Below are 19613 nucleotides of genomic sequence, written 5' to 3'. Positions count from 1 at the left end.
CCCACCGCTTCAGCTCGCCGCGAGTCGTGCCTGCTCGACGGCGATGTCGTAGTCGGCCGCCGGCCACTGCGGATCGATGTCCTCGAGGGCGTCGAGCAGCAGCCGTTGGACCGCGATGCGCGCGTACCACTTGCGGTCCGCCGGCACGACGAACCAGGGGGCGACCTCGGTGCTCGTCCGCTCGAACGCCGCCTGATAGGCGTCCTGATAGGCCGGCCACAACTCGCGTTCGTCCACATCGCCCGGGTTGTACTTCCAGTGCTTGTCCGGACGCGCGAGCCGGTCGGCGAGCCGTTCCTTCTGCTCGTCGGCGCTGATCTGCAGCATCACCTTGACGATGCGGGTCCCGCTCGCGACGGTGCCCGCCTCGAAGTCGTTGATCGCCCCGTACCGACGCTCGATCTCGTCCGGCTCGGCGAGCTGACGCACCCGACCGATGAGGACGTCCTCGTAGTGCGAACGGTCGAAGACGCCGATCTGACCGGGCTTCGGCAGGTGCGGCTCAACCCGCCAGAGGAAGTCGTGGGACCGCTCCTCCTCCGTGGGCTTCTTGAAGGCGTGGTGGTGCACGCCCTGCGGGTCGACCGAGCCGACGACGTGCTTGACGATGCCACCCTTGCCCGCCGTGTCCATCGCCTGCAGGACGAGGAGCACCGCTTCGGGGGCTCCCTGCGTGCTCGCCGCGAAGAGTCGCTCCTGCAGCTCGGACAGCGCGGGCACCCCTGCGTCGAGCTCGACCCGGCCCTGCTGCTTGTCACCGTCGAAGCCCGGCGTCGATGAGGGATCGACGTCGGCGAGGCTGAACCCCTCCCCCACGCGCAGCGTGTCTCGGGGTGGTGCCGTCCAGGTCGATGCGTGCTTCGATGCCGTCATCCGCCCATTCTGGCTGCAGGTCGCTTCGGAAGTCGACCCCCGGGAGGACCCACGGATCAGGCTCGCGGCAGCGGGACCTCGATGAGGACGGGACCGGTCACCGGCGCGGTGAACGCCTGGTCGAGTTCCGTGCGCGTGCGGGCCGAGCGGTACTCCCACCCGTAGGCGGTCGCGAGCGACTCCAGCCGGACGTGCTGTGGCGTGTACTGGACGCGGTCGAAGAGCGCTCCAGGGGCGCTCTGGGCGACCTCGAGCGCGTCGAAGATGGTGCCGCCCCCGTCGTTGCCGACGATCACCTGGAGACGCGGCGCGACGCCGTCGTCCAGGAGCATCGCGCCGACGTCGTGGAGGAAGGCGAGGTCGCCGAGGAGCACCCGCGTCACACCTGGGCCTCCGTCGGCCTGGCTCGCCAGCGCGATCCCCGTGGCGGTGGCGATGGTGCCGTCGATGCCCGCGAGTCCGCGGTTGGCGTGCACGCTGATATTGCGGCCGGGGACGAGACCGTCGGCCACGCGGATGAGTCTCGACGCGCCGACGACGAGGCGGTCGTGCGGCCAGGTGGCACGCCAGACCGCGTCGACGAGGACCTCGCGGGTGACCGGGAGGCGGACGGCGTCGAGCTCGGCCCGGACGGAGGCCAGCCGCTCGGCGGGAGTCGTCGAGTGCAGCCCGTCGAGATCGGGGGCTGCAGGCGAGGGGTCCACCACCCGTTCTCGGGATCCGACGACCCAGGCTCCGAGCCAAGCGCGATCCGCGGGCCCCGCCTCGACGGAGACGGAGGACACGATCCGGTCGGCCCGTCGTCCGGGGTTGTAGACCTCGGCTCCGGCCGGGGCGACGACGATCGTCTCGACCTGCGGCTGCTGGAGCAGGAGCGGGACCTCGCGACTGAGGGTCGGGTGGCCGAAGACGACGACGCGCTCGACGGCCTCGCGGTAGTCGTCCTCGCGGAGCAGCTCCCGGTAGGCGGCGATGACGTTCCGCCCGAACCGGGATCCGCTCGACACCTCCGCGATCAGCGGCCATCCGCCGTCCGCCGCAAGCTGCTCGGCGGCCGGGCCGGCATGGTGCCCGGCGACGACGAGGGTCCTGGGTCCGCGCTCGAGGACGAGATGCGGCCGCCCCGGGTAGAGCGGTGCTTCCGCGGTTGCGTCCGTCTCGACCGGGACGTCGGGGGTCACCCCGGCGACGACCGGGTCGAAGCCACCCGAGAGCGGCTCCCGGAAGGCGAGGTTCAGGTGCACCGGGCCCGGATCGAGGACGTCCGTCGCGGCGCGGTACGCCCGCTGGGCGAGATCGCGGGCGGCGTCCTGCTCACCGTCGGCACCGGTCGGGGCCTCGACGACCACGGCGAGGCGCGCGGCGAACCCGTAGAGGTCGTCCTGCTTCGTCGTCTGGTTCGCCCGGATGCCGTGCGCCTCGGCCGGCCGGTCGGCGGTGAGGACGATGAGCGGCACGCGCGAGTGATGCGCTTCGAGGACCGCCGGATGCAGGTTCGCGGTCGCCGTCCCCGAGGTCGTGATCACGACGGCCGGACGGTCGGTCTCGACGCCGAGGCCCAAGGCGAGGAAGCCGGCGACCCGCTCGTCGATGCGCACATGCAGGGTGATCCGTCCGGAGGCCGCCAGCTCGGCAGCGGCGAGCGCGAGCGCCTGCGACCGGGAACCTGGGCAGACGACGACGTCGGAGACACCCACGGCGACGAGCGCGTCGAGGAGTGCCCACGCGGACGCGCTGGCCGGGCTCGACGAGGGAGCCGAGCCGACGGGCTCGGGAGCGGCGGACGGGTTCACGAGGCGCTCGGCGCGCCAGGCGGTCTGCGGCCGGAACCGTCGTCGGGCGTGTCGGATCCCGGGGTGGGGTCGTCGTGCGTCGTCGCATCCGGGCTGTCGCCCGACTCGTCGTCGAAGCGGTTGAGCTCGTCCTCGAGGTCGCGGATGCGCTTCGTCTGCGCACGGTCGGCGTCGAGCTTCTTGAGGAAGTCGGGGTCGTCGTCCGGCGCTGAGCCGCGGGGCACGGCCTTCGGAGCGCGGACCCGGCCGATGATCCACCAGAGGACTCCGCCGATGACCGGCAGGAGGAGGATGGCGATGATCCACGAGGTCTTGCTGATCCCTCGGACGCGGTCGCGCGGCATCGTGGCGCAGTCAACCACCGAATACACGATGAAGACGACTGCCGCGACGGCGAGGCCGATCCAGAGACGAACCATGTCTCCATCGTAAACGCCAGGTGACGTGATTACCTGGGGTTGCCTTCAGGCGGGACGCCTAGACTTGTCTGGTGAAACGCGTTCCCGCCGCCGTCCGGTACACCATCCTCCGCCTGTTGGCGTTCGTGGTGCCGCTCCTGCTCCTCGTCTTCCTCACGGGTCTGCAGCCCTGGGTCGCCGCGATCATCGCCGCGATCATCGGACTCTGCGTGTCCTACATCTTCCTGCGCACCCCGCGGGAGACCGTCGCACAGGAGCTCTACGCCCGTCGGCACGGCGACAAGCCGACGCCGCACGACGATGAGGACTCCGAGGACGCGGCGCTCGATGCGAGCGCGGCGGCACCGGAAGCGTCGTCAGCCGGCGATGCCGGGCGTGTAGAAGAACGCCAGACCGAGGATCACCCCGAACGCTAGCTGCACGAGCCCCGTCAGCTTGAGCACCAGGATCTGCTCCCTGGCCGTCGTGGAGAACAGCACGATCACGCACGCCGGGATGGCGGCGAGCAGCGCGAACATGGTGAACCAGGCGATCGGGTAGAACAGCGCGAGGAACGCGGCGATGCCGAACGGCACGAGCAGCAGGACGCAGTAGAGCACCTTCGACGCGATCCGGCCGATGAACGTCGACAGGGTGCGCTTCCCGACCGCCTTGTCCTGTTCGAGGTCGCGGAGGTTGTTGACGACGAGCGCCGCGCAGGCGATGAGGCCCGCGCCGATCGCACCGAACCATGCTTCCTGGTTCACGGTCCCGACCTGGACGAAGGTCGTGCCGAGCGTGGCGACGAGGCCGAAGAACACGAAAACGAAGACCTCGCCGAGCGCGAAGTACCCGTAGGGACGTTTCCCGCCCGTGTAGAACCAGGCGGCGACGATCGCGACCGCCCCGACGAGGAGCAGCCACCAGAACTGGGTGAGGATCGTGAGGACGATGCCGGCCACCGCCGCGATACCGAAGAACACGAGCGCGACGGTCAGGACCGTCTTGGGCTTCGCCGCGCCGGAACCGGTCAGTCGGCTCGGGCCGACCCGTAGGTCGTCCGTTCCGCGGATCCCGTCGGAGTAGTCGTTGGCGTAGTTGACGCCGATCTGCAGCGCGAGCGCGACGACGAGGCAGAGCAGCGCACGGACCGGGTGGTAGACCCCGGGGCCCGCGATGATCGTCGCGGCACCGGTGCCGATGAGTACGGGGGCGACGGCCATCGGCAGCGTACGGATTCGGGCCGCACCGACCCAGTCGCCGAAGGTCGCCGGCTTCGCGAGCGGGACCTTGCGACCGCCACCGCGCGCGGGGTTGCCGGATCGTCCACCGTTCGCGCCACGACCCGCCGTGCTGCGCGGTGCGGACGTCTTCTGCTGTTTCGGCGCTGCCGGCCGTGCTCCATGTGCCACGACGGCGAGTCTACCCGCGGAGCCTCGGGGCGGACGGCGTCACAGTGCGCCGGCGGCCTGGAGCGTCTGGAGGACCGCCGGAGCGATGTGCTCGGCGAACGCCGGGGTGAGGTGCACGCTGTCGTACTTCGTCGGCGTCGTCCCGGCGAACGCCGGGCAGACGCCATCCGCACAGCTGAACGGGAGCGACGACACGAAGCGCTCTCCGGCCGCTCCCGCCGCCGACTCGGTCGCCGCGGCGAAGTCGTTCCAGGCGGCGTCGACGCCGACGGCGCAGTCCTGCGGACTGGACACCCGCGAGTAGCAGGAACCGAGATCGGCGCCGAGCGGCGGTGGTGCGAGGAACACGACGCGGCCCGGGACCTGGTACCCCGCCGTCTCGGCGAGCGCCGACGCGACCATCGACGTCGTGTCGAGCGAACGGCCGTCCGTGGTGCGACCCGCGGCGAACGCGTTCGAGACGATCACGAGGTCGGGCTGGTCCGCTGCGATGCGTTCGGCGATGTCGTGCTTGCGCGTCGGGCAGTCGTCCATGACCCCGGCGCCGCTGTTCTGGATGAGGTCCTGCGTGAAGCGGCACCCGTAGAGGCCGATGGTGGTGATCCGCACCGCCCCACCGCTCTGATCCGCGATCGCGCGGAACGCCGGCGCGTAGGCGAGCGCGGTCGAGTCGCCGACGAGGTAGACGTGCTTCGGCGCGGACGCATCGCCCCAGGTGCACGAACCGTCGTGGGGCGTCGAACCCAGGTCGAAACAGGCCCGGGCGGGGTTGGTGCTCGAGGTCGCGCGGATCGCGTCGTCGAGGCTCGGCGAGAGGTTGTCGGGCCACGCCGAGGCCTGGCTCGCGAGTTGCAGCTCGGCGGCGATGCCCTGGAGCGGGTCTCCGGCCGGTGCCGCGACGGCCGCCGGCCCCCCGGTGGTCACCGGCATGCGGAGCGCTGGGCCGATGGCGATCACCGCGAGCCCGGCGACGATCACGAGTCCGACCGCCGAGTAGAGGAACTGGGAGGCGAACCGCTCGCGCCAGGCGGCCCAGGCGGCGTCCCTGGCGTCGCGGTCGCCGTGGAAGGAACCCATGAGTGGCGTGCGGTGCAACGGCTGCTCGATGAGCAGGAAGGAGAGCACCGAGACCCCGAGGATGAGCCCGAGCATCCCCGGGACCGTGCTGAGGGCGGTGTCGGGGACGAGCATCGGTACGAACACGAGGATCGGGAGGTGCCAGAGGTAGAGCGAATAGGAGATCGCTCCGACGCCACGGCCCAGCGGGTTCGCGAGCGGGAAGATCCAGCGCGAGTACGCCGGGCCGGCTCCGGTCCCGGCGGCGATGAGCAGCATCGCGGCGGCGACGGGGGCGACCGCCCAGGGGCCGGGGAACCCGATCGACCCGGTGATGAGCAGCGCGGACGCGACGATGCCGACGAGCCCCGCCCACCCGGCGACCACCCGGAGCGCCATCGGCAGTCGGCCGAGGAGCGGCGCGGACACGGCCAGGAGTGCGCCGGCCCCCAGCTCCCACACGCGCGCGCCGGTCGCGAAGTAGGCGGCCTGCGGGGCCGCCCCCGACTGCCACACGGCGACGGCGAACGAGGCCGCGATGAGGACGACGAGGACGCCACCGACGACGAGGCGCGAGCGCAGCACGGGTCTGGCTCCGCGGGCCGCGACGGCGAGCAGGACGACGAGCAGCACCGGCCACACGAGGTAGAACTGCTCCTCGATCGAGAGGGACCAGAAGTGCTGCAGCGGTGACGCGGCGTCCGTCGCGTGGAAGTAGTCGGTGCCCGACGCCTCGAAACGCCAGTTCGAGACGAGCAGTGCGGCCGACACCGCGTCCCACCAGGTCGCGAGCGCCCGCGGGGCGTTGAACAGCCACGACGCCAGCGCGACGGTCGCGGCCAGGACGACGAGCGACGCGGGCAGGATCCGCTTGATCCGCCGCCCGAAGAAGGCCGGCAGGGAGATGCGTCCGGAACGCTCGTGCTCGCGCAGGAGCAACCCGGTGATGAGGAAGCCGGAGATCACGAAGAACACGTCCACGCCCACGAAGCCGCCGGCCGGCCAGCCGGTCGCATGGGCGAGGATCACCGCGGTCACGGCGAGCGCCCGCATCCCCTGGATGTCGGCGCGGAACGCCGTGGTCGGCCTCGTGGGCGCAGCGCCCGTGTCGGTCCCCGTTGTCACCTGTCGTCGTCCCCCGGCTGCGGTCGCTCGTCGACACGCATGGGAGAGCATGCCCTATGCGACAACCGCCTGCAAACCGGCCCTCGCGGGCACGCGGAGGACGGGCTCAACCCAATCGTGAGCGGAGTGCGACGAGGTCGGGTTTGCCGCTCGCGAGCAGCGGCAGCTCGGCCAGACGGACCAGTCGGGCGGGGCGCGCCGGGCGGCCGAGCGCCTCCGCGACGGCGTCTCGGGCGGTCTGCAGCAGCGCGTCGTCCGGGCGCTGGTCCAAGGGGGTCCCGACCCCCGTCACGATCACGGACGCCTGGCCGAACCGCTCGTCGGGGACGGCGACGACGACGGCCTCGGCCAGCCCCGGCACCGACCGGACGACCGCTTGCACCCGGTCGAGGGAGATGTTCACCCCGCCGCTGATGATCACGTTGTCGGCCCGACCGGTCACCCGGACGACGCCGTCGACGAGCTCGGCGGTGTCGCCGGTGCGGTACCACCGGCGGCCGCCGTCGTCCGGGAAGGCGGTCGCCGTGCGGTCCGGTTCGCCGAGGTAGCCCTCGGCAAGGACCGGTCCGGCGATGAGGAGCTCCCCGTTCACCAGCCGGGGTTCGACACCGGCGAACGGCACGCCGTCGTACAGACAGCCGCCGGAGGTCTCGCTCGAGCCGTAACTCCGCACGACGCGGATGCCGAGCGCCGCGGACCGTTCGAGCAGCGGAGCGGGGGTGGCCTGTCCCCCGACGAGCAGCCCGGCGAGTCCGGCGAGCGCGTCACGCACGGAGGTGCTCGTCTCGGCGGCGTCGACGAGCATGCGCAGTTGTGCCGGTACGAGGGCGGCGAATCCGGCATCGGCGTCGAGCCGCTCGACGAGTCCGCAGAACGCCCGGGCGTCGAACGACCCGGTCGGTGCCTCGAGCGGCCTGGTCCCGGCGACGATCGACCGGAGTAGCACGTTGACGCCGGCGATGTAGTGCGTCGGGAGTGCCAGGATCCACTGGGACGAACGGCGATGGGCCTCAGGGCCACCCAGAGCCACCGCGGAACCCGCCGCGCTGGCCAGGAGGGCCTCAGCCGAGAGGGCGACCCGCTTCGGCACGCCCGTCGAACCGGACGTCTCGATCACGAGGGCCACCCGGTCGTCGACCACGGCCGGTGCCGCGGACGATCCGGGTTGCATCGGGAGGACCGCGGGTCCGGAGCCGTCGAGCGCCGTCTCCAGGGCTGCGAGCATCGCCGAGGCGGACGCGTCGACGGGGAGCAGCTGACGGGTCATGGATTCAGCGTACGCCGGGTGCGTCGGCGCTCCGCCGACTCCTCGCGGTCAGGCAGCTCAGAACTGCCAGGGGAACGGAGCCCAGTCCGGCTTGCGCTTCTCCAGGAAGGCGTCGCGCCCCTCCACCGCCTCGTCGGTGCCGTAAGCGAGGCGGGTGGCCTCGCCCGCGAAGACCTGCTGGCCGACGAGACCGTCGTCGACGGCGTTGAAGGCGAACTTCAGCATGCGGATGGCGGTCGGTGACTTGCCGAGGATGGTGCGGGCCCAGGCGACGCCCGTCTGCTCGAGCTCGGCGTGCGGGACGACCGCGTTGATCGCGCCCGCCTGCAGCGCGCGCTCCGCGTCGTACTCCTGGGCAAGGAAGAACACCTCGCGGGCGAACTTCTGACCCACCTGCTTGGCGAAGTACGCGCTCCCGTACCCCGCGTCGAAGGAACCGACGTCGGCGTCGGTCTGCTTGAACCGCGCGTGTTCTCGACTCGCGATCGACAGGTCGCACACGACGCCGAGGGAGTGCCCACCGCCCGCGGACCATCCGGGAACGAGGTTGATGACGACCTTCGGCATGAAGCGGATGAGGCGCTGGACCTCGAGGATGTGCAGGCGACCGTTGCGCGCGGCGTCGATGCCGCTCGCCGTCTCGTCGTCCGCGGCGTCGTCGCTCGCGTACCGGTAGCCGTCGCGACCACGGATGCGCTGGTCGCCGCCCGAGCAGAACGCCCAGCCGCCGTCCTTCGCGCTCGGACCGTTGCCGGTGAGCAGCACCACTCCGACCGTCGGGCTCTGGCGAGCGTGGTCGAGCGCGCGGTACAGCTCGTCGACGGTGTGCGGGCGGAAGGCGTTGCGCACCTCGGGGCGGTCGAACGCGATGCGCACGAAGCCGCCCTCGCGCGCGACGTGGTACGTCAGATCGGTGAGGTCCTCGAACCCCGGTACGACGTCCCAGATCTCCGGGTCGAACAGTTCGGACACTCGATCGCTCATGCGTCCAGCCTAGGCACTACTTCGGCTTGTCGAGGTCCGCATAGGGCTTGAGCGCCTCCAGGTAGTCGGCGCGGTCCGCCTCCTTCAGGAGCGCATACGAGTCGAGGTGCAGCTCGATGCCCTCCGCCGCCATGTCGTAGTAGTCGACGTCGAACTCGCGGTCCTTCGCGACCGTGCCGGCCGAGTCGAGCGTGAGGTCGACGATGCTCGTCCGGAAGTCGCCGGCCCCCGTGATGGCGTTGTAGGTGTGCAGGTCCCACAGTGCCTGAGTGTCGAGGGTCTCACCGCCGTACCGCTCGGTGAGCTCGCCCGGCTCACGCCAGGAGGACGGTGCGTTCTGCATGTCGAGGTTCGCGATGCCGTACCGGAGCAGCACCTGCCGGATCAGCTCGACGACCCGCGACTTCTCCTCGAAGGTGCGCACGGTCGTCGTCGTCTGCCACACCGGTGCCGTGTACTCGAAGAGCACGGAGTCCCCGCCGTACCCGTTCTGATCGACCTCCGTCTCGGCGGGCTGTCGCTCCACCCAGTCGAAGCCGAACTCGGCGGTCAGGGCCGTCCGGATCTCCGCGAGCATCTCGTCGGACGTCCCGACGAAGTCCTCGTAGCTCGGCCCGTCGAGGGTCTCCTTCGCGTCGACGTAGGCGGATCCCGGGTAGGTGTCCCAGATCGGGTCGTGCTCCTCGTCGCCGCTGCCACCGGCGGAGGCACCATTCCCGGCCCGATCCGTGGAGAGACCGCCGACCGCCATCGCCGTGACGGGGTTGACGACGAGGATGAGCACCAGCGCCAGCACACCCCAGCGGCGCCGCACCTTCCGGCGGATGACGATGACACTCCCGATGAGCAGCACGATCTGCACGACGACGACGAGGACGAACGCCACGAGGATGGCCCAGGCACCCTCGCCGGGCCGGTAGCTCACGGCCAGCAGGACGGTGAAGAGGGTGACGGCCACCACCGCGCCGAGCAGGGCGAGCGGCGAGAAGGAGGCGACGACACCCCGACTCCGCGCGCCGAGCTCGTCCCGCCCGGTCGGGGACGCACCGCCGGCAGGCGGGTGGGCCGCCGGACTCCGCTCGCCGCCGTCGGCCGAGATCGCCGCGGACTCGGGTTGCGAGGCGGCCGCGCGTGCCGCCGCCTTCCGTTGACGGCGCGACGACGGCTTCCGTGATGCGGGCTGCCGTGGCGTCCGTCGTCCTCGGGACCCCGGACGACGGAACCTTGCGGTCTCCGCCTCCAGTTCCTCGGGCGTGCGCTCCGGGGCGGCAGGCGCTGGCGCGCTCGAGGACACGGCTGCCGGCGGCGCTCCGGGGATCGGCGGGGCGTTCGGATCGCGCGGCTCGTCGGAGGATCCGCCGGGCGCTTCCTCGACCACCGGGAGCACCTCGGCCTCGGGGCTCGGCTCGAAGATCGGCTCGGGCACCGAGAAGGCGGCGGGTTCGTCCGCGGGCACGCTTCGCCGATCGCCTGGCGTCGGCTTGCGTCGGGAGAACAGCGGCACGGGATCGATTGTGTCACGGGCGTCTCGCGACGGCTTCCGACGTCCGGGTGCAGGATGGGGTCATGCAAGCGAACCTCGACGACGTCCTCGCCACCGCCCGCGTGGTCTCCATCCCCCTCCGCGTCCGGTTCCGGGGCATCGACACCCGCGAGGCCGTCCTCTTCCGCGGGCCCGCCGGGTGGACGGAGTTCTCCCCCTTCGTCGAGTACGACGACCAGGAGTCGGCCGCGTGGCTGCGGGCCGCCATCGACTTCGGCTGGTCGGACCTCCCACCCCTCCACCGGGATCGCATCCTCGTGAACGCGACGGTCCCGGCCGTGGACGCGGCGGACGTGCCGTCGATCCTCTCCCGCTTCCCGGGCTGCCGGACCGCGAAGGTGAAGGTGGCCGAGCGCGGGCAGGTGCTCGCCGACGACGTCGCGCGCGTCGCCGCCGTCCGGCGGGCCATCGGACCCGAGGGTCGACTCCGCGTGGACGCCAACACCAACTGGAACGTCGACGAGGCCGAACACGCCATCCGCGCTCTCGAACCCTTCGACCTCGAGTACGTCGAGCAACCCTGCGCGACCGTCGCGGAACTCGCCGAGATCCGTGAACGGGTCTCCTCCCTGGACGTCGCCATCGCGGCGGACGAGAGCGTCCGCAAAGCCGAGGACCCCCTCGCCGTGGCTCGCGCCGGCGCCGCCGACCTGCTCGTCGTGAAGGCGCAGCCGCTCGGCGGCGTGCACGCCGCGCTCCGCATCGCGGGCGAGGCCGGCCTGCCGATCGTCGTCTCGAGCGCGCTGGACACCTCCGTCGGCATCTCCATGGGTGCCCACCTCGCGGCGGCCCTGCCGGAACTCGACTATGACTGCGGGCTCGCCACCACCGCGCTCCTCGGCGGCGACGTGACGACCGCACCGCTCGATCCCGTGGACGGCGGCATCGCCGTTCGGCGCGTCGAGGTGGACGTCGATCTCCTCGAGCACTTCACGGCGTCACCGGAGCGGACCGCCTGGTGGCTCGACCGGCTCCGCCGCACGCACGCGTTGCTCGGCTGAGGGCCGGCGCAGGGGCTTACAGGCCGCTGTAGGCGTGCAGACCCTTGAAGAAGACGTTCACCACGACGAAGTTGAACATCACGGCGCTGAAGCCGATGATGGCGAGCGTGGCCGCGCGTGATCCGCGCCAGCCGCGCGTCGCCCTGGCATGGATGTACCCGGCGAAGATCACCCAGATGATGAAGGTCCACACCTCTTTGGTGTCCCAGCCCCAGTACCGACCCCAGGCGCGCTCAGCCCAGATGGCACCGGCCATGAGCGTGAACGTCCAGAAGATGAAGCCGATGATGTTGACGCGGTAGGCGAGGTTCTCGAGGCGCTCCGCGTTCGGGAGGGTGAGCAGGAAGCGGAGACGCCCGGAGCTCTGGGTGGGCTGCACGAGCCCGAGCCGTCGCTCGCGACGCCCCTGCAGGAGCTGCACGACGCTCAACGCGAAGCCGATGGCGAAGAACGCCGTGCCGAGGCTCGCGACGAACACGTGGATGACGAGCCACGCCGACTGCAGCGCCGGCGGCAGCGGGACGACCTCGACGTAGAAGTTCGCGGTCGCGAGGCCGAGGAGCACGGTCACGAGGCCGATCACGAAGCTGCCGAGGAACCGGAGGTCCACGCGCGCGATGACCACGAGGAACACCGCGACGATGAGCAGCGTGCCCGTCATCGCGAACTCGTACATGTTCGCCCACGGGACACGACCGGCGGCGATACCGCGCGTCACGTCCGCGACGAGGTGGAGGAGGAAGGCGATGACGGTGAGCGAGACTCCGACCCGGAGGCTCGGCGACTTGCGCGACGCCTGCTGCTCGGGCTCGTCCGAGGGGCGGCGGGTCTTGCGCGGGACACCGTCGCTCGTGACGATCGGTGCGGCGGTCCGCGCCGCGGCGGAGGCGAGTGCACCGACGCGTTCCTCGGCGGCTGCCGACCGTTCCAGCTCGGCCCGCTCGGCCGCGTCGATCGCCGCGGTGACCTCGGCGCTGCGGCGCGCGAGGTCGAACGTGAAGGCGATGAACGCCAGCGCGTAGACGGCGACGGCCGACCAGAGGCAGAGGTTCGAGATTTCGACGAGGGTCACGGGGTGATTCTACCTTCGGGTTCGGACGGGACAGGCGTTGGACTGTGCGCTTCGGCGATCGCCGCGACGGCCGCTTCGAGGCCGGGGTCCTCGCCGCGGGCGAGCCCGGCGTATTCGAGGGAGACGGTGCCGTCGCTCCCGGTCACGGCCTTCACCCAGACGCGACGTCTGGCGACGAAGAGTGAGGTGATGAGACCGGACAGGGCGAGGATGGCGAACGCGAGCACCCACAGCTGGGTCGGGTCGTGGTGGACGTCGAACGAGGCGAACCGCTTGACGGAGCCGGCGTAGTTCTCGGTCGACGGGTTGGCGGCGACGTTGTCGAAGGACACCGTGCCGAGTCCGTTCGGCAGGTCGGTGATCTGGCCGGGCGTGAGTTCGATCGACTCGACGCCGGTGTCGCCGCCCGTGAGCTGCTTCATGTCGTCGACGTCGAGCGCGTAGACCGACTTCGGAGCACCGGCGTTGATCCCGAGGTCGCCGGAGTAGACGTTGAGCGTCAGCACCGGGTAGGCGAGGTCGGGGTAGGACGAGAAGAACGGCGGCTTGGACGCGGCCTGCGTCGGGTAAAAGAACCCGATCATGCCGAGCTGCTCCGCCAGGCCGTCCGGGACCTTGACGATGCCGAGCGACGTGAGCTGGGCGTCCTGCGGCAGGAACGGGATGGAGTCGCTGAACACGACCTTGCCCTCGGGATCGCGGACGGTGATCGTCGGCGCGTAACCGTTGCCGAGCAGGTAGACGTCGGTGCCCTCGAACCGGAGCGGATCGTTGACCTTGATCGTCGCGTCCTGCGGCTTCCCGTCGGGCGAGGTCGTCGTGACCTTCGCGCGGTAGTCGATCGCCTGCCCGTACGCGTCGAGGTTCTCGGTCTCGTAGGTGACGCCGAACTCGTCGAGCGTCAACTTGTAGGGGGCCAGCTCCGACTCGTTGAAGAAGCGGCCGGGGTTGAACGAGTCGTAGTCGAGCAGGGTGTTGACGAAGGTCTGACCCTCGACGAGCACGCGCTGACCGGAGAAGCCGAAACCGCCGCCGAAACCGACCGTCACGAGGATGCCGACGAGTGCCGAGTGGAAGACGAGGTTGCCGGTCTCGCGTAGGAAGCCGCGCTCGGCGGACACCGATGCGGACCCCTCGGCGTCGTAGCGTTCGACTCGGTAGCCCTGGCGCTTCAACTGCTTCGTCGCGTCGTCGATGAGCTCGGTGGCGGTCGCGCCGCTGTCGTCGCTGCGACGCTCGAACGCGGAGAGCCGCGACAGGCGCGCGGGCGTCCGCGGCGGGCGGGAGCGCAGGGCGAGCCAGTGGTGCTTCGTCCGCGGGATCACGCAGCCGATGAGCGAGATGAACAGCAGCAGGTAGATCGCGGAGAACCAGGCCGAGCTGTAGACGTCGAACGCCTGCACTTTGTCGAGGATGGGCGCGAGGTCCGGGTTGTCGGTGAAGTACTGGGTGACTCCGTTCGGGTCGCTCGACCGTTGCGGGACGAGCGAACCGGGCACCGCGGCGATGGCGAGGAGCAGCAGCAGGAAGAGCGCCGTGCGCATGCTCGTGAGCTGACGCCAGAAGAAGCGGAGCCAACCCACGAACCCGAGCTTCGGCTGGTTGATGCCGTCGGCCGGAGCCGGTGCGGCGGAATCGATGTGATCAGAGGGGCGTGACAAGGCCGCTCATCACCCCCTGCAACGAGTACATCCAAGCGGACCAGAGACCAGACACCATCAACACACCGATCACGATGAGAAGCACGCCGCCGATGATGTTGATCGTGCGGATGTGCCGTTTGAGGAACGCCAACGACCCCGTGACCCAACCGAGTCCGAGCGCGACGAGCAGGAAGGGGATGCCGAGACCGAGGCAGTAGAACAGCCCGAGGAGGGCCCCGCGCCAGGCGGAGCCGCCCGAGAGGGAGAGCGCGCTGATCGCGGTGAGGGTCGGGCCGAGGCAGGGCGTCCAGCCGATGGCGAAGACGAAGCCGAGCAGTGGCGCGCCGGCGAGGCCGGTGGCGGGCGCCCAGCTGGTACGCACCGTGCGCTGCAGCCGCGAGAACTGTCCGATGAAGATGAGCCCCATGAGGATGACGACGGCGCCGAGGACGCGGGTGATGACGCCCTCCCACTCGACGAACCAGGCGCCGATCGTTCCGACGAACGCCGCGATCGCCACGAACACGACGGTGAAGCCGAGGATGAAGAGGCTGACGCCGAGCAGCACGCGCCGGCGACCCGCACCGGAGCGCCCCTCCTCGACCGTCGTCATGCCGCCGACGTATCCGAGGTAGCCGGGGACGAGTGGCAGGACGCACGGCGAGAGGAAGGACAGCAGACCGGCCGCGATGGCGATCGGGATCGCCACGAGGAGCTGGCCGCCGTAGACGAGCTCGCCGGGGCTCACTCTGGGGCGCTCTCGGCGATCGTGTCGCGGATGAGGGTGTCGAGGATGGTGCGGTCCTGCAGCTGCCCGAGGATGCGTGCGGCGACCCGACCTTCGGCGTCGAGGACGATGGTGGTCGGCACCGCGTTCGGCGGGACACTGCCCGTGAAGGCGAGCTTCGCCTCCCCGCTGTCGACGTCGAGGATGGAGGGGTAGGTGATGCCGAAGGTTCCGTTGAACGCCTTCGCGGTGTCGGCGGTGTCGCGGACGTTGACGCCGATGAAGGTGGCGCCCTTGTCGGTGTAGGCCTCGTTGAGCGCCTGCAGGTCCTTCGCCTCCGCGCGGCAGGGGGCGCAGGCGGCGTACCAGAAGTTCACGACGAGGACCTGGCCCGCGTGGTCGGCGGAGGAGATCTGCTCGCCGTCCTCGCCGACGCCCGAGAAGCTGATCGACTCACCGCGGCCGTCGAGCGCGACCTCGGTCACGCTGCCGTCGCCCGCGACGTACCCCTTGCTGCTGCCCTCGCGGTACTGCTCGGCGAGCGGGTCGCTCCCGCACGCCGTGAGCAGGAGTGCCCCGACGGCCAGCACGGCGGCGACGGCGGACGTCCTCGATCGGCGGGCCATCAGACGGCCCCGACATCGGTCGCGCCGGACGACAGACGGGCGGCCGGATCGACGTAGCCGACCTCGACGAAGCCCTGCTCGGTCCGCTCGAAGGTGGTGATGCTCGACAGGGCGCACCGTCGCTTCCGCGGGTCGTGACGATACGGCGCCCCGACGACGGAGCTGTGCAGCATCCAGATCGGCAGCTGGTGACTGACGATGACGACGTCGCCCGACGGCGTCGCCCGCCAGGCGTCCTCGACGGCCGCGGTCATGCGGTTGACGATCGACGCGTACGGCTCGCCCCAGCTCGGACGGGACGGGTTGCGGAGCTTGGACCAGTTGAGCGGGTTCTTCAGGGCGCGGCTCATGCGCTTGCCCTCGAACTCGTTGAACGGTTCGATCACGCGCGGCTCGGAGACGACGTCGAGCCCGAACGCGGCGGCGACCGGCGCTGCGGACTCCTGGGTGCGCTGCAGCGGGGACGCGTAGAGCGCGCCCACCGTGCGATCACGGCTCACGAGGTCGTCTGCGGCCGCCTGCGCCATGCGCTCGCCGAGCTCCGACAGTCGGAATGCGGGGAGTCGACCGTAGAGCACACGAGAAGGATTGTGCACCTCGCCGTGACGCACGAGATGGATCTGGTCGGCTACCACCCTCCAAGTGTACGTTTCCCCAAGCTGCGGATTCACCGTGACCTCCGTCCAGGTCCGAGCCACGAGCGACGGCTAAGCTGTCGGGGTGAGTGAACGCGTCGTTGTGAAGAACCTGGCCGCCCTGTCCGACGGTCCCGTCACCGTCTCCGGATGGGTCGAGACCGTCCGCGACCAGAAGAAGGTGCAGTTCGTCGTCCTCCGCGACGAGAGCGGCGCCGTCCAGCTGGTGAACCCGGCTGTCCGCGAGGTCGACCCGGAGGTCGAGGGCTCCGCCGAGCGCCTCGCCACCACCGAGGCCATCTCCGCCCTCGCGCACGGCTCATTCATCACCGTCACCGGCGAGCTCAAGCACGACGAGCGCGTCAAGCTCGGCGGCATCGAGGTCAAGGTCGCGACGCTCGAGGTCGTCACCGCGGCCAACCCCGAGACGCCGATCGCTGCGGACTCCTCGCTCGACAAGCGGCTCGACTGGCGCTTCCTCGACCTGCGGCAGCCGAAGCAGGCCCTGATCTTCCGCATCCAGACCACGTTCGAGCACGCCCTGCGTCAGTACTGGATCGACAACGACTTCATCGAGATCCACACCCCGAAGCTCATGGCGAGCGCGAGCGAGTCGCGCGCCGAGCTCTTCGAGGTCGACTACTTCGAGGGCAAGGCGTACCTCGCGCAGTCCCCGCAGTTCTTCAAGCAGATGGCGCAGTCCGCCGGCTTCGGCAAGGTGTTCGAGGTCGGACCCGCATTCCGCGCCGACCCGTCGTTCACCAGCCGGCACGCGACCGAGTTCACGAGCGTCGACGCCGAGATCAGCTGGATCGAGTCCCACGAGGACGTCATGCAGCTGCACGAGGAGCTCCTCGTCGCCGGCTTCACGGCGGTCAAGGACAAGCACGGGGAGCAGATCTCCGAGCTCTTCGGCATCGAGCTCGAGGTCCCCTCCCGTCCGTTCCCGCGCATCCCGCTGGCCGAGGCCAAGCGCATCGTCGCCGAGCGCGGCTACGAGATCCCGCGCGCCGACGACGACATGGACCCCGAGGGCGAGCGTCAGATCGCGGCCTACGTCAAGGAGACCTTCGGTCACGACTTCGTCTTCCTGACCGACTACGCGTCGAGCATCCGGCCGTTCTACCACATGCGCAACGCCGAGGACGGCTCGCTCACCAACAGCTACGACCTCATCTACAACGGCGTCGAGATCTCCACGGGCGCACAGCGCGAACACCGCGTCGACGTCCTCGTCGAGCAGGCCAAGGAGAAGGGCCTGGAGCCCGAGGAACTCGAGTTCTACCTCGACTTCTTCCGCTACGGCGTCCCGGCGCACGGCGGCTTCGGCATGGGCCTCGCCCGCGTGCTCATGCTCATGCTGCACGAGACCTCCATCCGCGAGGTCACCTACCTGTTCCGCGGCCCGACCCGCCTCGCCCCGTAACCCCGCAAGAAGGACGCCATGCAGATCGTCATCCTGTACGGGACTGAATCCGGCAACGCCGAACGCCTCGCCGGCGACATCGGCAAGGCCATCGGCTCGCAGCACCAGTGGCGCGTCGCCGACCTCGGCGACGTCGACCCCGCGGAGCTGTCGACCGACGAGATCCACATCTTCATCACGTCGACGTACGGCGACGGCCTCCTCGGTGAGACCGGCCAGATCTTCTACGAGGCGCTCGAGGAGTCCGACGTCGAGCTCGACGGGCTCCGGTACGCCATCTTCGGGCTGGGCGACAGCAGCTACGAGGACACGTACAACCAGGGCAGCTCGCTGCTCGACGCCATCCTCACCGAGCACGGCGCGACCCGGTTCGGTGAGTTCGGTCTGCACGACGACGGCGGGTTCGAGCGCAAGAAGGACGTCGCGCTCGCCTGGCTGCCCGGCGTGCTCGCTGCCGCAGAACAGCTCTGACCACCGCTCTGGTGCGTGCCAGGACGCGACGGTAGCGTGACTCGCACCGACCGTGCGGCGTCCTCGCACGTGAGCGAGGGGTGAGCCAGATGAACGCGACCGCCGGATCCGTGGTCCTGCGCCTTCGTGCGGCGGGGTGCGTCTTCGCCGAGGACGAGGCGGCGCTGCTCCTCGCCGAGTCGGATGATCCGGATCGACTCGAACGGATGGTCGCGGCACGGGTCGCCGGCCGGCCGCTCGAACACGTCCTCGGCTGGGTCGCGTTCCGAGGACGCCGGGTCGTCGTCGAGGACGGGGTCTTCGTGCCGCGGCGACGGACCGAGCTCCTGGTCGACGCCGCCCTCCCGCGCCTCCGGAACGGTTCGGTGGTCGTCGAGCTCTGCTGCGGTGCCGCGGCTGTCGGTAGTGCCCTCCTCACCGAGGCACCCGGCCCCATCGACGTCTGGGCGTCGGACATCGACCTCGCCGCGGTGGAGTGCGCACGGCGCAATCTCGAGCCACTCGGTGGGCATGCCCTGCCCGGAGACCTGTTCGACGGGCTGCCCCGGTCGCTCGCGGGTCGCGTCGACCTCCTGCTCGCGAACGCCCCCTACGTCCCGACGGCGTCGATGGCGACGATGCCCCCGGAGGCTCGGGAGCACGAGGCCGTGATCGCGCTCGACGGCGGTGCCGACGGGCTCGACGTGCAGCGTCGGATCATCGCGCAGGCCCCGGACTGGCTCGCGCCGACCGGTTCCCTCCTGATCGAGACGAGCGAACGTCAGGCCCCCGAGACCGCCGCGCTCATGCGGGCGGCGGGCCTCACGGCGTCGATCGTCCGCGACGACGAGCTCGACGGCACCGTCGCCGTGGGCGTCACGCCCTGAGTCCTGGGGGCGCCGGGCTCAGTCGAGCTGGAAATCGACCGCGGAGCGCTCGACGACGAGCTGACGGACGATCTGCACCACGCGGACGTGCTCCGGGTGGACCTGGTACCGCTCCAGGGCTTCGAGGCTCGGGTAGTCGCCGACCAGCACGACGTCCCAGTTGCTCTCGGGGTAGGCGATGTTGCGTCCGACCTGGAGGTGCTCGATATCGTCCGGCATGAACCCGGCGAGTGCCTCGAGTTCGGACTGCATGGTGGCGAACGCCGCGTCGCGCTCTGCGTCGTCCGTTGCCGCCAGCTTCCAACTGACGATGTGGCGGATGGTCACTGGGCCCCCAAGGGTCGATGTGGATGGATGGACGTGCGGATCAGTCGGCGAGCAACGCGGACCGCAGGCGGTCGGGGTCGATGCGCCAGTAGTTGTGGACCCTGCCGTCGATGAGGACGACGGGGATCTCCTCCCAGTGGCGGTCGTGGAGCGCGGGATCGTCGAGGATCGAGAGCTCCTCGCGTTCGATCGTCGGGCCGTCGGACGGGAGGCCTGCGACCACCTCGTCGATCACGGCGCGGGCGTCGTCGCAGAGGTGACAGCCGGGCTTGCCGATGAGCGTGACGTGCAGAGTGGACACCTCCTCAACTGTACGGGGTGCCCGAGGTCGGAGCACATCCAAGGAACCGACACGTGTGGCGTTTCAC

At 70.4% G+C, this 19613-nt stretch carries 20 protein-coding genes; 5 read left to right on the top strand and 15 right to left on the bottom strand.

Annotated elements, in window-relative coordinates; all coding sequences use genetic code 11:
- Window positions 1-9: 9 nt before the first annotated feature.
- From ITJ66_RS14810 to ITJ66_RS14800, 3 genes are read right to left on the bottom strand one after another with little or no spacing between them, the layout of a single operon-like run.
- Window positions 10-873 (bottom strand): polyphosphate kinase 2 family protein, encoded by an 864-nt coding sequence (locus tag ITJ66_RS14810; protein ID WP_194645107.1) that lies wholly within the window; start codon window positions 871-873, stop codon window positions 10-12.
- Between the two features lie 56 nt (window positions 874-929).
- Window positions 930-2666: a 2-succinyl-5-enolpyruvyl-6-hydroxy-3-cyclohexene-1-carboxylic-acid synthase gene (menD, locus tag ITJ66_RS14805; RefSeq protein ID WP_194645106.1), complete on the bottom strand. Its 1737-nt coding sequence runs from the start codon at window positions 2664-2666 to the stop codon at window positions 930-932.
- The gene (locus tag ITJ66_RS14800) at window positions 2663-3085 is read right to left on the bottom strand and encodes a PLD nuclease N-terminal domain-containing protein (protein WP_085514031.1); all 423 of its coding nucleotides are present in this window, start codon (window positions 3083-3085) and stop codon (window positions 2663-2665) included. Before ITJ66_RS14800 ends, menD begins: the two co-directional genes overlap by 4 nt.
- A gap of 71 nt (window positions 3086-3156) precedes the next feature.
- Here ITJ66_RS14800 and ITJ66_RS14795 point away from each other — a divergent pair, with 71 nt between their 5' ends.
- The gene (locus ITJ66_RS14795) at window positions 3157-3501 is read left to right on the top strand and encodes a DUF4229 domain-containing protein (RefSeq protein WP_079706654.1); all 345 of its coding nucleotides are present in this window, start codon (window positions 3157-3159) and stop codon (window positions 3499-3501) included.
- Here ITJ66_RS14795 and ITJ66_RS14790 read toward each other — a convergent pair.
- The 5 genes from ITJ66_RS14790 to ITJ66_RS14770 form a co-directional block, all read right to left on the bottom strand.
- Window positions 3442-4476, bottom strand: coding sequence for a 1,4-dihydroxy-2-naphthoate polyprenyltransferase (locus tag ITJ66_RS14790; protein WP_079706653.1), 1035 nt, complete (start codon window positions 4474-4476; stop codon window positions 3442-3444). The genes ITJ66_RS14795 and ITJ66_RS14790 overlap by 60 nt on opposite strands.
- 39 nt (window positions 4477-4515) lie before the next feature.
- The gene (locus tag ITJ66_RS14785; RefSeq protein ID WP_370582670.1) at window positions 4516-6657 is read right to left on the bottom strand and encodes an acyltransferase family protein; all 2142 of its coding nucleotides are present in this window, start codon (window positions 6655-6657) and stop codon (window positions 4516-4518) included.
- 106 nt (window positions 6658-6763) lie between these two features.
- On the bottom strand, window positions 6764-7924 hold the full coding sequence (locus ITJ66_RS14780) for an AMP-binding protein (RefSeq protein WP_194645104.1): 1161 nt from the start codon (window positions 7922-7924) through the stop codon (window positions 6764-6766).
- Between the two features lie 57 nt (window positions 7925-7981).
- Window positions 7982-8908, bottom strand: coding sequence for a 1,4-dihydroxy-2-naphthoyl-CoA synthase (locus ITJ66_RS14775; protein WP_064294597.1), 927 nt, complete (start codon window positions 8906-8908; stop codon window positions 7982-7984).
- Window positions 8909-8924: 16 nt separating this feature from the next.
- Window positions 8925-10412, bottom strand: a complete 1488-nt coding sequence (locus ITJ66_RS14770) for a hypothetical protein (protein WP_194645103.1) — start codon at window positions 10410-10412, stop codon at window positions 8925-8927.
- 62 nt (window positions 10413-10474) lie between these two features.
- Between ITJ66_RS14770 and ITJ66_RS14765 the strand changes: the two genes are divergently transcribed.
- Window positions 10475-11452 carry an o-succinylbenzoate synthase gene (locus ITJ66_RS14765; RefSeq protein ID WP_124767396.1) on the top strand — a complete coding sequence of 326 codons (978 nt, stop codon included), beginning with the start codon at window positions 10475-10477 and terminating at the stop codon, window positions 11450-11452.
- A 16-nt stretch (window positions 11453-11468) separates the two neighbouring features.
- On the opposite strand, the gene ccsB is transcribed toward ITJ66_RS14765, so the two are convergent.
- Genes ccsB through ITJ66_RS14740 form a run of 5 tightly spaced genes read right to left on the bottom strand, consistent with a single transcriptional unit; the run spans window position 11469 to window position 16155 of the window.
- Complete coding sequence (gene ccsB / locus ITJ66_RS14760) at window positions 11469-12524, bottom strand: c-type cytochrome biogenesis protein CcsB (RefSeq protein ID WP_079706648.1); 1056 nt, start codon at window positions 12522-12524, stop codon at window positions 11469-11471.
- The gene (locus tag ITJ66_RS14755; RefSeq protein ID WP_194645102.1) at window positions 12521-14185 is read right to left on the bottom strand and encodes a cytochrome c biogenesis protein ResB; all 1665 of its coding nucleotides are present in this window, start codon (window positions 14183-14185) and stop codon (window positions 12521-12523) included. Before ITJ66_RS14755 ends, ccsB begins: the two co-directional genes overlap by 4 nt.
- Complete coding sequence (locus tag ITJ66_RS14750; protein WP_079706647.1) at window positions 14169-14915, bottom strand: cytochrome c biogenesis CcdA family protein; 747 nt, start codon at window positions 14913-14915, stop codon at window positions 14169-14171. The genes ITJ66_RS14755 and ITJ66_RS14750 overlap by 17 nt, the downstream gene beginning before the upstream one ends.
- Window positions 14912-15520 (bottom strand): TlpA disulfide reductase family protein, encoded by a 609-nt coding sequence (locus ITJ66_RS14745; RefSeq protein ID WP_194645101.1) that lies wholly within the window; start codon window positions 15518-15520, stop codon window positions 14912-14914. Before ITJ66_RS14745 ends, ITJ66_RS14750 begins: the two co-directional genes overlap by 4 nt.
- The gene (locus ITJ66_RS14740; protein ID WP_194645100.1) at window positions 15520-16155 is read right to left on the bottom strand and encodes a histidine phosphatase family protein; all 636 of its coding nucleotides are present in this window, start codon (window positions 16153-16155) and stop codon (window positions 15520-15522) included. Before ITJ66_RS14740 ends, ITJ66_RS14745 begins: the two co-directional genes overlap by 1 nt.
- An 85-nt stretch (window positions 16156-16240) precedes the next feature.
- Here ITJ66_RS14740 and aspS point away from each other — a divergent pair, with 85 nt between their 5' ends.
- The 3 genes from aspS (at window position 16241) to ITJ66_RS14725 (ending at window position 18918) form a co-directional block, all read left to right on the top strand.
- Window positions 16241-17581 carry an aspartate--tRNA(Asn) ligase gene (aspS, locus tag ITJ66_RS14735; protein WP_085514014.1) on the top strand — a complete coding sequence of 447 codons (1341 nt, stop codon included), beginning with the start codon at window positions 16241-16243 and terminating at the stop codon, window positions 17579-17581.
- An 18-nt stretch (window positions 17582-17599) separates the two neighbouring features.
- Window positions 17600-18052 (top strand): flavodoxin domain-containing protein, encoded by a 453-nt coding sequence (locus ITJ66_RS14730; RefSeq protein WP_124767400.1) that lies wholly within the window; start codon window positions 17600-17602, stop codon window positions 18050-18052.
- A gap of 89 nt (window positions 18053-18141) precedes the next feature.
- Window positions 18142-18918: a putative protein N(5)-glutamine methyltransferase gene (locus ITJ66_RS14725; RefSeq protein WP_194645099.1), complete on the top strand. Its 777-nt coding sequence runs from the start codon at window positions 18142-18144 to the stop codon at window positions 18916-18918.
- A gap of 18 nt (window positions 18919-18936) precedes the next feature.
- Here ITJ66_RS14725 and ITJ66_RS14720 read toward each other — a convergent pair whose 3' ends face one another.
- Complete coding sequence (locus ITJ66_RS14720; protein WP_079706641.1) at window positions 18937-19245, bottom strand: Dabb family protein; 309 nt, start codon at window positions 19243-19245, stop codon at window positions 18937-18939.
- 40 nt (window positions 19246-19285) lie between these two features.
- Entirely contained in the window at window positions 19286-19546 is a 261-nt protein-coding gene (locus ITJ66_RS14715) for a glutaredoxin family protein (RefSeq protein WP_064294609.1), read from the bottom strand.
- Window positions 19547-19613 lie beyond the last annotated feature (67 nt).

This window comes from Plantibacter sp. VKM Ac-2885 (genome assembly GCF_015351205.1).
GTDB lineage: Bacteria > Actinomycetota > Actinomycetes > Actinomycetales > Microbacteriaceae > Plantibacter > Plantibacter auratus.
The sequence above is the reverse complement of the archived record's forward strand: the minus strand, read 5'-3'. Positions and strand labels throughout refer to the sequence as shown.

Coding starts and splice junctions, on each gene's coding strand:
- ITJ66_RS14745 (WP_194645101.1), bottom strand. CDS start 15,520: ATGGCCCGCCGATCGAGGACGTCCGCCGTCGCCGCCGTGCTGGCCGTC.
- ITJ66_RS14800 (WP_085514031.1), bottom strand. CDS start 3,085: ATGGTTCGTCTCTGGATCGGCCTCGCCGTCGCGGCAGTCGTCTTCATC.
- ITJ66_RS14780 (WP_194645104.1), bottom strand. CDS start 7,924: ATGACCCGTCAGCTGCTCCCCGTCGACGCGTCCGCCTCGGCGATGCTC.
- ITJ66_RS14725 (WP_194645099.1), top strand. CDS start 18,142: ATGAACGCGACCGCCGGATCCGTGGTCCTGCGCCTTCGTGCGGCGGGG.
- ITJ66_RS14810 (WP_194645107.1), bottom strand. CDS start 873: ATGACGGCATCGAAGCACGCATCGACCTGGACGGCACCACCCCGAGAC.
- ITJ66_RS14765 (WP_124767396.1), top strand. CDS start 10,475: ATGCAAGCGAACCTCGACGACGTCCTCGCCACCGCCCGCGTGGTCTCC.
- ITJ66_RS14775 (WP_064294597.1), bottom strand. CDS start 8,908: ATGAGCGATCGAGTGTCCGAACTGTTCGACCCGGAGATCTGGGACGTC.
- ITJ66_RS14730 (WP_124767400.1), top strand. CDS start 17,600: ATGCAGATCGTCATCCTGTACGGGACTGAATCCGGCAACGCCGAACGC.